At 64.9% G+C, this 13,586-nt stretch carries 10 protein-coding genes; 7 read left to right on the top strand and 3 right to left on the bottom strand.

Going from position 1 to position 13,586, the window contains the following annotated elements:
• Nucleotides 1-86: 86 nt before the first annotated feature.
• The 3 genes from AWB77_RS06055 (at nt 87) to AWB77_RS06045 (ending at nt 3,877) form a co-directional block, all read left to right on the top strand.
• Nucleotides 87-2,363 carry an EAL domain-containing protein gene (locus AWB77_RS06055; RefSeq protein ID WP_061133478.1) on the top strand — a complete coding sequence of 759 codons (2,277 nt, stop codon included), beginning with the start codon at nt 87-89 and terminating at the stop codon, nt 2,361-2,363.
• A gap of 82 nt (nt 2,364-2,445) precedes the next feature.
• On the top strand, nt 2,446-3,210 hold the full coding sequence (locus AWB77_RS06050) for a bestrophin-like domain (protein WP_061133692.1): 765 nt from the start codon (nt 2,446-2,448) through the stop codon (nt 3,208-3,210).
• Between the two features lie 28 nt (nt 3,211-3,238).
• The gene (locus AWB77_RS06045; RefSeq protein WP_061133477.1) at nt 3,239-3,877 is read left to right on the top strand and encodes a hypothetical protein; all 639 of its coding nucleotides are present in this window, start codon (nt 3,239-3,241) and stop codon (nt 3,875-3,877) included.
• A gap of 9 nt (nt 3,878-3,886) precedes the next feature.
• Here the strand turns inward: AWB77_RS06045 and AWB77_RS06040 are convergent, their stop codons facing one another.
• Nucleotides 3,887-4,840 (bottom strand): LysR family transcriptional regulator, encoded by a 954-nt coding sequence (locus tag AWB77_RS06040; protein WP_061133476.1) that lies wholly within the window; start codon nt 4,838-4,840, stop codon nt 3,887-3,889.
• A gap of 136 nt (nt 4,841-4,976) precedes the next feature.
• Here AWB77_RS06040 and AWB77_RS06035 point away from each other — a divergent pair, with 136 nt between their 5' ends.
• The 4 genes from AWB77_RS06035 to AWB77_RS06020 all read left to right on the top strand — a co-directional run bounded on the left by AWB77_RS06035 (nt 4,977) and on the right by AWB77_RS06020 (nt 11,105).
• The gene (locus AWB77_RS06035) at nt 4,977-6,296 is read left to right on the top strand and encodes an MFS transporter (RefSeq protein ID WP_061133475.1); all 1,320 of its coding nucleotides are present in this window, start codon (nt 4,977-4,979) and stop codon (nt 6,294-6,296) included.
• Nucleotides 6,297-6,327: 31 nt separating this feature from the next.
• Complete coding sequence (locus tag AWB77_RS06030) at nt 6,328-7,833, top strand: M81 family metallopeptidase (RefSeq protein ID WP_061133474.1); 1,506 nt, start codon at nt 6,328-6,330, stop codon at nt 7,831-7,833.
• A gap of 47 nt (nt 7,834-7,880) precedes the next feature.
• Nucleotides 7,881-8,912 carry an alpha/beta fold hydrolase gene (locus AWB77_RS06025; protein WP_061133473.1) on the top strand — a complete coding sequence of 344 codons (1,032 nt, stop codon included), beginning with the start codon at nt 7,881-7,883 and terminating at the stop codon, nt 8,910-8,912.
• Between the two features lie 213 nt (nt 8,913-9,125).
• Nucleotides 9,126-11,105: a PhoX family protein gene (locus tag AWB77_RS06020; RefSeq protein WP_061133472.1), complete on the top strand. Its 1,980-nt coding sequence runs from the start codon at nt 9,126-9,128 to the stop codon at nt 11,103-11,105.
• Between the two features lie 96 nt (nt 11,106-11,201).
• Here the strand turns inward: AWB77_RS06020 and AWB77_RS06015 are convergent, their stop codons facing one another.
• Together AWB77_RS06015 and AWB77_RS06010 are read right to left on the bottom strand one after the other, a co-directional pair.
• Complete coding sequence (locus AWB77_RS06015; protein WP_061133471.1) at nt 11,202-11,405, bottom strand: hypothetical protein; 204 nt, start codon at nt 11,403-11,405, stop codon at nt 11,202-11,204.
• A 190-nt stretch (nt 11,406-11,595) separates the two neighbouring features.
• Nucleotides 11,596-13,521, bottom strand: coding sequence for a glycoside hydrolase family 28 protein (locus AWB77_RS06010; protein ID WP_244158447.1), 1,926 nt, complete (start codon nt 13,519-13,521; stop codon nt 11,596-11,598).
• Nucleotides 13,522-13,586: the final 65 nt, after the last annotated feature.

The following is a 13,586-nucleotide window of genomic DNA, read 5'->3' as shown; positions in this document are numbered from 1 at the left end:
CCGCGCGCACTGGCCCTTTCTAAAGACTTCATCCCTCGCGCCGATAAAACACCGAACAAACCAATTATCAGAACAGGGCTAGAACGGTGCAGAGAGGCGCCAACGATTTTCTCGGGACCATCGGCGAGAACGTCGCCAGGAACTTGCCGTACATCGAATACGCACGCCGTTTCGATGGGCTGGGACTCGCGCCGCTCGCGGTGCTGATCGCCGCGTGCGGAACCTTCTTCGTGCCGCTGCCGTGGAACGCGCTGCTCGCCGCGTTCGTCGTCGGCGCGATGATCGTCGTGCATCGCATGCAGGAAGTGAACCGCAAGGCATTCGTCGCGCGGCAGGTCGCGCACGGGCTGCTGTCCATCGCGGAGGACTGCCTGAAGCTGCTTTCGCTCGAAGGCCGCATCATGTGCATCTCGGATGTCGGCGGCAAGCTCATCGAAGCGCAATGTGCCGACGATCTCGTCGGCTTCGACTGGCTCGGGCTTTGGGACGGCCCCGACGCGCGCCATGCGTTCGAGCGCGCGAAGGCGGGCGAATCGACGTCGTTCTCCGGCGCGTGCCGCACGATGAGCGGCACGCTGAAATGGTGGACCTCGACGTTCGCGCCGGTCTACGGCGAGCACGGCAAGGTCACCGCCGTGCTGTGCAAGTCGCGCGACATCACCGCGGAAGTGAATCTCATCGACGAATTGCGCGGCAACGCGCGCGTGCAGAAAGACATGGAAGATCACGTCGATGCCGTCTTCTGGACCGCGACGCGCGATTTCCGCGAACTGCTGCACGTGAGCTCCGCGTTCGAGCGCATGTGGGAAATGCCGATGTCCGTGCTCGAAGCCGATCAGACCGCGTGGTCGCAGCGCGTGCACGCCGAAGACCTGCCCGCGCTGCGCGACGAGATGCGTACGGCCGTGAACACGGGCGCGGCCACGCAAAGCTATTTCCGTCTGAGCCTGCCGCACGACCGCACGCGCTGGGTGCGCGCGGACATTTATCCGGTTATCGAGGAAGGCGCGGTGTCGCGCGTCGTGAGCGTGTGCGTCGATGCCACCGACGAGCGCCAGCGTCTGCAGGAACTGCATCGTCTCGCGAACACCGATAGCTTGACGGGCCTCGCCAATCGCAACGCGATGATGGACGCGCTCGTGAAGCGCTGCGAGGCGGACGCGCCGTTCGCGTATCTCTTCATCGACATCGATCGCTTCAAGTCGATCAACGACACGGCAGGCCATATCGCCGGCGATGCCGTGCTGCGCACGATCGCGCGACGCATTCAGGAAACGCTGCCCGAAGGCACGGTGGCCGCGCGTCCGGGCGGCGACGAATTCACCGTGATCCTGCCCGGCAGCTTCGAGCAGGAAAGCATCGCGCGCGCGTGCCGCAGGCTCTCGCTCGCGTGCCATCGCCCGATCAAGATCGAATGCAAGAACCTGACGATGACGTGCTCGATCGGCGTCGCGCTCTATCCCGAGCATGGCCGCACGCCCGAAGCGCTCTTCATCAGCGCCGACATGGCGATGTATGCCGCGAAGCGCGCGGGCCGCAACACGTTCCGCGTGTTCGGCGATCGCGAGAAGGACGATCTCGCGCGCGCGCATCTCGAGGCGGAACTGCACGGCGCGATACGGGAGAATCAGTTCGTGCTCCATTTCCAGCCGCAGTATCGCGTTGATTCGGGCGAACTCGTCGGCGTCGAGGCGCTGCTGCGCTGGGAGCATCCGCAGCTCGGGCTGCTCGCGCCGGGCGCGTTCGTGCCGGTGCTCGAAGAAAGCGCGCTCATCGTCGAGGCGGGGCACTGGGTCATTCGTGAAGCCGTGCTCGCGGCCTCGCAGCTCGCGCTCGCGTTGCCGCAAGCCTCGTCGGTGGCGCTCAACGTCTCGCCGAAACAGTTTCGCGATCCGCGCCTCGTGTCGGTGTTGCGGCATGCGATCAGGCGCGGCTGCATCGAACCGGGGCGCATCACGCTGGAGATCACGGAGTCCGCGCTGATCGAAAACGTCGACGATGCGCAGGTCGTGCTGTCGAACGTGCGCGCGATGGGCGTGCGCATCGCCATCGACGATTTCGGCACCGGCTATTCAAGTCTCAGCTATCTCGCGCGTTTCCGGCCGGACGTGCTGAAGCTCGACAAATCCTTCGTCGACAACATCGCGACCGACGTGATGGGGCGCACGGTCGTCGAAGGCGTGATCGATCTCGCGCACAAGCTCGGCGTGATGGTGGTCGCCGAAGGCGTCGAGACGCAGGAGCAGCTCGACACACTGCGCGCCGTGGGCTGCGACAAGGTGCAGGGCTATTTGCTGAGCCGTCCCGTCGGGCTGAACAGCCTGATGGCGCAGGCTGGCGCGCGCGAGGCGGCGGCGAGCTGACGCGCACGTTGCCGCGCGCGCGGGCCGGCCGGCGTTATCATCGCGGCATTCGCCGTGCGCGCCGGAACGGAGGATGGACGCAATGAGCCACCTGATCTTCGCGTTGGGCGTGCTGCTGCTCATGTTCGCGAGTTCGCTCGCCGGTCTCGCGCTCGCGCGGCTGCTGCCTTCGCATCATCTGAGCAAAGACTCGGCGAAGGCGATCCGGCTCGCCATCGGGCTCGTCGCGACCATCGCGGCGCTGGTGCTCGGCTTTCTGATTTCATCGGCAAAAAGTTCTTTCGATGCGATCAACAACGACCTCGTCCACAACGCGGCCAACATGATCCGGCTCGACGGCACGCTCGCGCAATACGGCGCCGAGGCGCAGCCGCTGCGCGCGACGCTCAGACGCGACTACGGCGAATGGATCGATCTGCTGGTCGCGAGAGGCTCGGCGCGCGCGGCGGGCCTCGACAGTCCCGGCATCATCCTGCGCATGGAGCAATTCGAGCACGATGTCGCGATGCTCGCTCCGAAAGACGATCATCAGCGCGCATTGCGCGCGCGTGCGCTCGCCATCGCCGACGACGTCTTCGCGTCGCGCTCGCTCGCGCTGCTGCAACGCGGCGGCTCGCTGCCGCAGGCGCTGATGTTCGTGCTCGTGTTCTGGCTCGCGATCATCTTCGGCACGTTCGGCGTGCTCGCGCCGCGCAATGCCAGCGTGATCGTCGCGTTTCTGGCGTGCGCGCTGTGCGCGTCGGGCGCGGTGTTTCTGATCCTCGAAATGGATACACCGCTCGACGGCATCGTGCGCGTGTCGATCGGCGCGATGCGCGATGCGCTAGCGCGCATGGGCGGCGTGTAAGCGCGATCGAACCTCATGGAGACAAGCGATGAAAAATGTTTGCCTGGGCGTTTCGCTGGCATTGGCCGGCTCGCTCGCATTCGCGCAATCCGCGCCGCCGTGCACGGGCGCTTCTGACGCGAACGCGGGCAAACCAGTGCAGGTCCGCGAATTCACGCCGGTCAGCCGCGAAGGCGGTACGTCGCGTCTGCCCGGTTCGCGGCTGCGTGCGGCGCGCAACGCGGCGAAGGTAAATCAGAACGCATCGGCGCTCGCGGACGGCATCGTCGAGGCGCTGAACGCGAAGGGCATCGCCGCGTGTCATCTGACGGCGGATTCGCCGCCGCCGGCCGTGGGCTGGCTCGTGAGCGGCGAGTTCGATGAAACGCTGCCGAGCGGATTCGGCGCCGCGCTTCCGTCGATGGGTTCGTCGGACAAGCCGCCCAACACGCACGTCACCGTGCAACTCGCCGATCTCGCCGCGCGCCCCGATGCGTCGCCCGCGCAGATCGACGCGAGCGGCGAGCTGAAAGGGCAGAAGTCGGCGGCGGCGCCCAAGCCCTACGGCGCGGCGGCGCGCTTCGTCATCAACGAAGTGCAGTCGATTTCCTCGCTCGATGCGCTCGCCGCGAAGATCGCCGATCAGATCGCGGCGGAGAAGGCGAAGCTCGACGGCGGCGGGCAGTAACGATCTGCATTAACGCGCTTTCGCTGGCCGCGCCTTGCGACGCGGCGGGCGATTGCGCGCGAACATCGGCATTCGCGCGAGGATCCAGTCGAGCAATTCCTGCGGCCCCGCCGCGAGCGGACGTCCGCTCTTCACGAGCAGCTTTGCCTGCGCGCTTTCGAAGAGCGGATGCGCGACGGGAATCGTCGTCAGTTCGCCGCTCGCGAGTTCGCGGTACGCCGCGAATTCACCGATCAGCGTCATGAAATTTTCCGCGGCGACGAAGCGTTTCAGCGCGCCGAGCGAGTTCGTCGTGAGCGTCGGGCGGACGGCGAAATCGTCGGTGGTTTCGAGCATCTTCACGACATGGCCGATGCCGAACGTGGGCGGCATCAGCGCGAGCGGATAGTCGAGCAGATCGCGAATCCGCGCGACGCCGCCGCGCAGCGCCAGCGGATGATCGCGCCGCGCGAGCAGCACGACCGGCTGCGGCGAACTCGCGCGAATCTCGATGCGCTCGTGCGGCGGCGGGTTGTACGCGAGCCCGATATGCGCGCGGCTCTGCGCGACTTCGTCGAGCAGATCGTCGACGGCGAGCATCCGCACGTCGATCTCCAGGCGCGGATAACGCGCGCAGAACGGCGCCAGCACATCGTCGACGAGCGTATCGACATAGCCTTCGCTCACCGCGAGGCGAATCTGCCCTTGCTGCAAGCCCTTGAGCGCATGTAGCTGATCCTCCAGCTTCTCCTGCTGCGAGCGATAGCCGCGCCAGAATTCGAGCAGATGAAACGCGGCCTCCGTCGGCCGCACGCCGCGCGCTTCGCGTTCGAAGAGCGTCGTGTCGAGTTCGTTTTCGAGCAGCCTGATCTGCCGCGCGATCACCGACGGCGACGTGTTCAGGTGATCCGCCGCGCCGCGAATCGTGCCGTGCGTGAAGACTTCGTGAAAGTAGCGCAAGCGTTGCTGGTTGATTTCGCGCATGGCCGCCGTCCGTATCGAAAGAAGAGGTGTTGCTCTCAGGGCAACGATACGTGAACTTTGTTGCTCTTGCTCACACGCTAGCCCGCGCTCAACATCGCCTTACCCGATCAAGGGAAGACGAGACAAGGAGACGCGAATGTTCACGATTCAGACCTGGCGCGGCGGCGATGCCGATGCCGTCGCGGCGCTCTACAGCAGAATCAACTGGCGGCTTTTGCCGCTGCTCATCGCGTGCTACATGTTCGCGTATCTGGATCGCGTGAACGTGGGCTTCGCGAAACTTCAGATGCAAAGCGATCTTGGCTTCTCCGATGCAGCTTACGGCGTCGGCGCGGGAATTTTCTTCATCGGCTATGTGCTGTTCGAGATTCCGAGCAACCTTATGCTGCCGAAGATCGGTGCACGTCTCACGTTCAGCCGCATTCTGGTGCTGTGGGGTATCACGTCGGCGTGCATGCTTTTCGTGCGCAGCGTGCCCGCTTTCTACGCGATGCGCTTTCTGCTCGGCGTCTTCGAAGCGGGCTTCGCGCCGGGCATGATCTATTACCTTTCGTGCTGGTACGGACCGAAGCGCATGGCGCGCGCCATCGCGCTCGTATTCGTCGCAGGGCCGCTCGGCGGGGTCGTCGGCGGGCCGGTGTCGGCGTGGCTGATCGCGTCGCTCGGCGGCGTCGGCGGACTCGCGGGCTGGCAGTGGATGTTTCTCGTCGAAGGCCTGCCGTGCATTGCGCTGGGTGCGCTCGTGTGGCGCGTGCTCGCCAATCGTCCCGCCGATGCGCGCTGGCTCACGCACGACGAACGCCGTGTCGTCGAAGCGGAGGCGGGCGATCACGGCGGCGCGTCGCATCGCATTGAATCGTTCGGCGAGATCGCGAAGAATCCGCGCATCTATCTGCTGGCGATCGCGTACTTTTGCATTATCTTCCCGATCTACGCGATCAGCTTCTGGCTGCCGACGCTCGTGAAGGACCAAGGCGTGCATGACACGATAAGCCTCGGCTGGTACGTCGCGATTCCATACGTCGCCGCGGCGATGGCGATGTACGCCGCCGCGCGCCGCTCCGACAAGGTCGGCGAGCGCCGCTATCACAGCGCGCTGCCCGCGCTCGCCGCCGCCGCGCTGCTCGTGGCGACGCCGTATGCGAACGGCCATCTCGTCGCGACGCTCACGCTGCTCACGCTCGCCACCGCCTGTATGTGGATGGCCTACACGGTTTTCTGGGCGATCCCTTCCGAAACGATATCCGGCCCGGCGGCGGCGGGCGGCATCGCGCTCATCAACACGATCGGTTTGTCGGGCGGATTCTGGGGCCCGGCGGTCATCGGCTGGGTCAAGTCCGCGACCGGCAGCACGAACGGCGGCCTCGTCGTGATGGCGTGCATGGCGGCGCTCTCGTGCGTGCTGATTCTCGCGAACCGGCGCAAGCTCGCGGCGGTCGAGGCGCGCACGGCCTGAACATCGATCGATACTGACAAGGACCAGGGTCATGAAAATTCTCATCGCGGGATTCCAGCATGAAACAAACACCTTCGCGCCGACGAAGGCGAGCTACCAAAGCTTCATTCAAGGCGAAGGCTTTCCGCCGATGGCGCACGGCGACGATGTCCTGAGCTTGCGCGACGTGAACGTGCCGATCGGCGGTTTCATTCAATGGGCCGAGTCTCACGGGCACGAGTTGATACCGGTGATCTGGGCGGGCGCGAGCGCATCGGCGCATGTGACGGAAGATGCGTACGAGCGCATCGCGGGCGCGATCGTCGATCGTGTTCGCGAGGGCGGCTTCGACGCGATCTATCTCGACCTGCACGGCGCGATGGTCACCGAACATCTCGACGACGGCGAGGGCGAACTGCTCGAGCGCGTGCGCGATATTGTCGGCGATGCGATGCCGCTCGTCGCATCGCTCGATCTGCATGCGAACGTCACGGCGCGCATGGTCGAACTCGCGGATGCGCTCGTCGCGTACCGCACGTATCCGCACGTCGATATGGCCGAAACGGGCTTGCGCGCGGCGCATCTGCTCGAGCAACGCATCGCGCACGGCAGGCCGTTCGAGCGCGCGATGCGCCGCGTGCCTTTCCTGATTCCGGTGAACGGCATGTGCACGCTCGTCGAGCCTGCGCGCGGCATGTACGGCATGCTCGAAGCGCGGGAGAAAGACGTCGTGTCGCTGTCGTTCGCGCCGGGCTTTCCGGCATCCGATTTCGACGAATGCGGTCCGGTGTTCTGGGGCTACGCGCGCGATAGCGAGGCGGCTGAATCCGCCGTCGATGCGCTCTGGACGCAACTCGTGAACGACGAAGCGCGCTGGGACGTGCCGTTCCTCACGCCCGATGAGGCCGCGCTCGATGCCATCGACGCGAGCCGCGATGCGGGCAGGCCCGTCATCATCGCGGATACGCAGGACAACCCGGGCGTCGGCGGCGATTCGAACACGATGGGCATGGTGCGCGCGCTCCTGCGCCACGATGCGCGCGATGCGGCCGTGGGCGTCATCTGGGACGCGCGCGCGGCGCAGGCGGCGCATCGCGCGGGCGTCGGCGCGCGCGTGAAGCTCGCGCTTGGCGGCGGGTCGAACGTGCCGGGCGATGCGCCGCTTGAAGGCGAGTTCGAAGTCGAGTATCTGTCGGATGGCCGCTTTCGCTTCGACGGCCCGATGCTCAACGGCATGACAGGCGAACTCGGGCCGACCGCGTGCCTGCGCATCGGCGGCGTGCGGATCGCGGTGAGCAGCATCAAGATGCAGGTGTTCGACCGCAATCTCTTTCGCGTCGCGGGCATCGAACCGGAACGCATGAAGATTCTGGTCAACAAGAGCTCGGTGCATTTTCGGGCCGACTTCGAGCCGATCGCCGCGCGCATTCTCGTCGCGAAAGCGCCGGGCCCGATGGCCGCCGATCCCGCCGATCTGCCGTGGCACAAGCTCGATGCGCGCATGCGCGTGCGTCCGCTCGGACCCACGCTCGGGGCGCTGCGGGCATCGGCTGCGTGAGCTTCATTTCATCGATTTCATCGGATACGTCAAAGGAGAATCGAAACATGCCGGATGATCAGATCAACGCATGGCGCCGCCGCTTTCTCGGCACGGCGATCGCCACTGCCGGCGCGATGCAGCTCGGCTTCAGCGACCTCGTGCGCGCGCAGAGCGCCGCGCCGCGTGCATCGTCGAATGCGGGCTTCGCGCAGATTCGGCAGATCGATGCGGGCGCGCTCGATATCGGCTATGCCGAAGCGGGGCCGGCGGACGGTCCCGTCGTGATCCTGCTGCACGGCTGGCCGTACGACATCCACGCGTTCGCCGAAGTGACGCCGATACTCGCGGCGCAAGGATATCGCGTGATCGTGCCGTATCTGCGCGGCTACGGCTCCACGCACTTTCGCTCCGCCGACACGCCGCGCAACGGGCAGCAGGCGGTGGTCGCGGTGGACATCGTCGCGCTGATGGATGCGCTGAAGATTCAGCAGGCCACGCTCGGCGCGTTCGACTGGGGCGCGCGCACGGCGAACATCATCGCGGCGCTGTGGCCGGAGCGTGTCAAGGCGATGGTGTCGGTGAGCGGGTATCTGATCGGCAGCCAGCAGGGCAATCGCGCGCCGCTGCCGCCGAAGGCCGAGTTCGCGTGGTGGTATCAGTTCTACTTCGCGACCGAGCGTGGCCAGGCGGGTTACGAAGCGAATCGCCACGACTTCAACAAGCTCATCTGGCAACTCGCATCGCCGAAATGGAACTTCGATGACGCGACGTATGACCGCTCCGCGAAGTCGTTCGACAATCCGGATCACGTCGCGGTGGTGATTCATAACTATCGATGGCGGCTCGGGCTCGTGCAGGGCGAGCCGCAATACGACGCGCTGGAGCAGCGCCTCGCGAGCGCGCCGACCATCGCCGTGCCGACGATCACGATGGAAGGCGATGCCAACGGCGCGCCGCATCCCGATCCGTCGGCGTATGCGAAGAAGTTTACGGGCAAGTATCAGCATCGGAATGTCGCGGGCGGCATCGGACACAATCTGCCGCAGGAAGCGCCGAAGGCGTTTGCGGAAGCGGTGGTGGATGCGGGGCGGATGTAGGACCGTCGTGCCGAAGGCGCACGTCGATGCGCCTCCGCCGTTTCGCGCCTTCCCCTATCATCCCCAAAACCACCCAATTACACCCGCCTGTCAAACAGGTTTCACATTCATTTCCTAAAGTAGCGCGTCAACCGGCACGTCGGGCCGCAACGGCCTGAAGCAGGGACGTTCATCGCCGGTACACAACCCACGATCAAGGACTTGAAACCACACATGGCGCAGCCACTCGACCTTTCCCGCCGCAAAGCCCTCAGGATTCTCGCCGGCGCGCCGATGCTGCCGCTCGGCGGCGCAGCAGCCGCTTCGCTGCTCGCGACCGCATGCGGCGGCAGCGACAGCAACGCGGCGCCCAGCGCATCCGCGCCCCTATCGACGGCCGCCTTCACCACCGCGACCTTCAGCAGCATGGCCGCGCCGACGCTCGCCGATCCCGCAGCGATGGCCAAAACTTCCGTTGCGTCGACGATGACCGTGAACCTGAGCGATGGCAGCAGCCGCGCGTACAAGCTCGCGTATCAGCCCTTCTTCGTGACGGGCGATGTCGTGACGAACACCGCCGGCGGCACGATCGTCGCGGGCGGCTACTTCGATATCGACAATCAGCCGATCATCGACAAATCGGTTGCCGGTAAGGAGCGTCAGTTCTTCTCGGACTGTCCGGACGGGACGTCGCTCATCAAGCTCGACAAGCCCAACGTCAAGGGCGTGAAGGGCAACGCCGTGTTCGCCGTCGTGCAGTTCGAATACACGACGCGCGACCAGAACGCCGCGAGCATGTACGGCCGCTTGCCGTCGCCGATCGCCGTGCTCACGCTCGATCAGGACCCGGCCACCGGCAAGCTCTCGCTCGTGAGCTACGCGAACGTCGACACGTCGAAGGCCAATGGCCTGTGGATCACCTGCGGCGCGAGTCTTTCGCCGTGGAACACGCACTTGTCGAGCGAAGAGTACGAGCCCGATGCGGCGCTCGGCTCGAAGGACGCGCAGTTCCTTGCCTACAGCAAGAACCTCTACGGCGACCAGACGAAGGCACGTCCGTATCACTACGGCCACGTGCCCGAAGTCACCGTGAACGCGGACGGCACCGGCACGATCAAAAAGCATTACTGCCTCGGCCGCATCTCGCACGAACTGATTCAGGTGTTGCCCGACAGGCGCACCGTGATGATGGGCGACGACGCGACCAACGGCGGCGTCTTCATGTTCGTCGCGGACAAGGAAGCGGATCTGTCGGCGGGCACGCTCTATGTGGCGAAGTGTGCGATGACCTCATCGGCGGGTGCCGGCTCGGCCAATCTGACATGGATGAACCTGGGCCACGCGACGAGCGATGAAATCGAGAACCTCGCCAACACGCTGAGCATCACCGACATCATGGACGTCGTGAGCGACGCCGCCGTCGGCGCGACGCTCGACGCCAGCTACACGCGCATCAACTACAACGGCGCGTTCAACTGGATTCGCATCAAATCGGGCATGGAGAAGGCGGCCGCGTTCCTGGAGACGCATCGCTACGCGGCCTTGCGCGGCGCGAGCATGTCCTTCACGAAGCTCGAAGGCACGACGGTCAACGCGAAGGACAAGATCGTGTACTCGGCGATGTCGCAGATCGTCAAGTCGATGGTCAAGGGCGACGCGCACGCCACCGATTTCGCCGTCGACAAGACGATCAACTCGGGTGCGGTGTACGCATTCAACCTGAAGGGCGGCCAGCGCGATCTGACCGGCGCGGCGATCAATAGCGAATGGGTGCCGGTCGACATGGCCGCGCCCGCCGCGCTCGTCGGCGAGGACATTTCCGCCGATGCGCTCGGCAACATTGGCAATCCGGAGCGCATCGCGAATCCGGACAACCTGAAGTTCTCGGAGAAGCTGCGCACGCTGTTCATCGGCGAGGACAGCGGCCGTCACGTCAACAACTTCCTATGGGCGTACAACGTCGATACGAAGTCGCTGTCGCGCGTGCTGTCCGCGCCTTCGGGCGCGGAATCGACGGGCCTGCATGCCGTCGACGAGATCAACGGCTGGACCTATATCATGAGCAACTTCCAGCACGCGGGCGACTGGGAATTGCCGCTGCACTCGAAGGTTCAGGCGACGCTCGATCCGCTGATCCGCGCGAACTACAAGGATCGTTACGGCGCGGCGGTGGGCTATCTGACCGCCGATCCGACATCGATCAAGCTGGCCTGACGATGGACCGCCACACTGTCGTTTTCGTGTGGCGCCGAAAGAGAAAACGCCGCGAGCATGTCGCGGCGTTTTTCATTACCGGGCCGCAATGCGCATTCAGCAGCGCTGCTCGCAGTCGATATATTCGAAGCCCGCTGCAATCGCGAAGCGGATCGCTTCTTCGATGTTCGGGAATTCGCCCGGCAAGCGCACGGAACGCTCCATGCCGTTCAGATCCTGAATGCGCGCGGTCGCGGCGAACGCATTGCCCTGCCGGATCGCTGCCGGCGTGACCATCATGTCCCTGTAGCTGAAGACCATTTCTCTCTATGTCCGATGTTGTCGGCCCGCGCCGATGGCTGCGAGACACGCGTCCTGGATATCGAAAACGCCCGGAACATTTGTCCGGCTCCTTCTGGTTCATTTATCGGCAACGGAAAACGTTTCTTTACGTGTGCGCTTAAATGCGCCTCAAAACTGCATGCGAGGCACTTTCGTCTGATTTATCGATTCATCGAATCGCCGGGAACGGCGTGAACGCCTTGCTGCAATCGACCGGCGCGGCGCTTTGCGCATGCGCGGCGGCGCGCGTGATGCTGACGCTGTCGCTTGCTCTGAACGGCAGCGTCGTGCCGCCTTCGCCGATCGTGACGAGCGCATCCGCGACGGTGAAGTTCAATGGCGCGGCATCGGCGACGACGTTGTTCAGCGATATCGACAAAGGATTCCCGACCGGCGGATTCGGCCAGCCGACGGAGCCGGCCGACCAGCCCGCGCCCTGCAGAACCGGGCTCGCCGAATTGAAGCCCTGAAACGTGTAGCTCGACGCATTCACGATACGCACGCCATCGAGCGCGATGTTTCGAAAGTTCGGGTACAGGCCGTTGTTCTTCGTCGGGCTGTAGTACGGCGAAAAGATCAGCGCTTGCGGCTTGCCATCCGGCGACGATTCCGGCGTGCGGATGCATACGTTCGAATAACGGATATCGGCGACGAGACCGCTGCGGCTCCAGTCCGACTTGATGCGCAGACCGTTGTCGGCGCCATCGATCACGAGATCGTAGACATTGACGTTGCTCACGCTCGGCAGGACGCCATCGATCGGCGTCACGTTGGCGTTCGCCGTGCCGTTGTCCGTGCCCGCCGTCTCGCTGCCGATCGACATGCCGTGCCCCGAATAAAAGCGGCTATGCGCGACGGTGATGTTGTACGTGCGCCCGTTTGTCGTGCTCGTGCCGCCCTTGATCGCGATGTTGTCGTCGCCGGTGCGGATATGCGTGTACGCGATCAGCATGTTGCTCGCATCGCCCGTCAGCTTGCCCGGATTGCCGGGATTCCTCGTGATCGGGCCGGAACTCGCGGGATCGATGCCGTCGGTGTTCTTCGCCGTGTCGGGACTATAGGGCATGCCGAGATAGTTCTTCATCGCTTCGTAGGCAGCAGTCGGCGTATAGATCTTGACGCCCCATGCCGTGAAGCCCTCGACGCCGCTCGGCACGACATGGAACTTAGGCGCGTTCTGCAAGGTCACGCGATACAGCGTGAAGTTGCGGCCATTGCTGATCTGGATGAGGCGCGGATTGTTCTGCGCCTGATTGAGCACCTTGTTCGCCATCCAGCCGAGGTCCCACCAGCTCATCGTGCCGTCGCCGCCGGGGCGTTGCATCAGGTTCGGATCGTTGGCGACACTGCTGACGAGCGGACTGCCGCCGCGTCCGTCGATGACACCATCGCCCATGACGGCGGCGTTCGCGATCTTGCTCGCGTTGATGAGCGCAAGACAGCCGTTGTCGCTCGCGGTGATGATGCCGCAGCTTGCGGTGCCCTTGACCTTGTCGTAGCGACGCGGATCGCGCGATGCGAACAGCGTCACGCCGGTGTCGATCCAGAGCGTGACGCCGCTCGACAGATTCAGCGCGCCCGCGATGAATGCATTCTCGCCGTTCGCGCCCGGCACGAGGCGCACGGCTTTGTTCGTCGCGAGACCGCTGCTCGACGGGTTCTTGCACGCATCGAGCGCGGCCTGGATGCGGGCGGTATCGGGCGCGGTATCGGTTGCGTCGGCGCTATCGGGCAAGAGTCCGTTTGCCTGCGCGGTCAACGATGCGGGCAGCGTCGCGCAGACTTGGGGCGCGAAGGGAAGCGAGGGTTCGGGCGGCAGCGCGGGATCGTATGCGGTGGTGCCGACCGGAAAGCCCGCGGGCGTGGGATCGGACGCGGGTGCTTCGGGCGTTGCAGGCGACGCGGCCGATGCGGCCGATGCGGGCGCCGTAGCGGATGCAGCCGATGCCGACGGCGTGACGTCGGCTTGCGCTGGCGCATCGGCCTGCGGCGATGCTGCGGCGTTCTGCACCTGCGGCGACGATGCATCCGAGCCGCCGCAAGCGTTGAGCGTCGATGCGAGCAAGGCGATGCCGGAGCATGCCAGCGCGGACAATGCGGTTCTCGTGTTCAATTCCCGGGCCTCTGTATAAGCGATATCGAATCTCGAAAGTCGTACGA

This window comes from Caballeronia fortuita, assembly GCF_001544835.2.
Classification (GTDB): Bacteria; Pseudomonadota; Gammaproteobacteria; order Burkholderiales; family Burkholderiaceae; genus Caballeronia; species Caballeronia fortuita.
This window is presented reverse-complemented; position numbering and strand designations above follow the sequence as displayed.

Excerpts from the sequence above, each read along its gene's own strand:
- AWB77_RS06050 (WP_061133692.1), top strand. The coding sequence starts at position 2,446 with ATGAGCCACCTGATCTTCGCGTTGGGCGTGCTGCTGCTCATGTTCGCG.
- AWB77_RS06045 (WP_061133477.1), top strand. The coding sequence starts at position 3,239 with ATGAAAAATGTTTGCCTGGGCGTTTCGCTGGCATTGGCCGGCTCGCTC.
- AWB77_RS06040 (WP_061133476.1), bottom strand. The coding sequence starts at position 4,840 with ATGCGCGAAATCAACCAGCAACGCTTGCGCTACTTTCACGAAGTCTTC.
- AWB77_RS06035 (WP_061133475.1), top strand. The coding sequence starts at position 4,977 with ATGTTCACGATTCAGACCTGGCGCGGCGGCGATGCCGATGCCGTCGCG.
- AWB77_RS06030 (WP_061133474.1), top strand. The coding sequence starts at position 6,328 with ATGAAAATTCTCATCGCGGGATTCCAGCATGAAACAAACACCTTCGCG.
- AWB77_RS06025 (WP_061133473.1), top strand. The coding sequence starts at position 7,881 with ATGCCGGATGATCAGATCAACGCATGGCGCCGCCGCTTTCTCGGCACG.
- AWB77_RS06020 (WP_061133472.1), top strand. The coding sequence starts at position 9,126 with ATGGCGCAGCCACTCGACCTTTCCCGCCGCAAAGCCCTCAGGATTCTC.
- AWB77_RS06015 (WP_061133471.1), bottom strand. The coding sequence starts at position 11,405 with ATGGTCTTCAGCTACAGGGACATGATGGTCACGCCGGCAGCGATCCGG.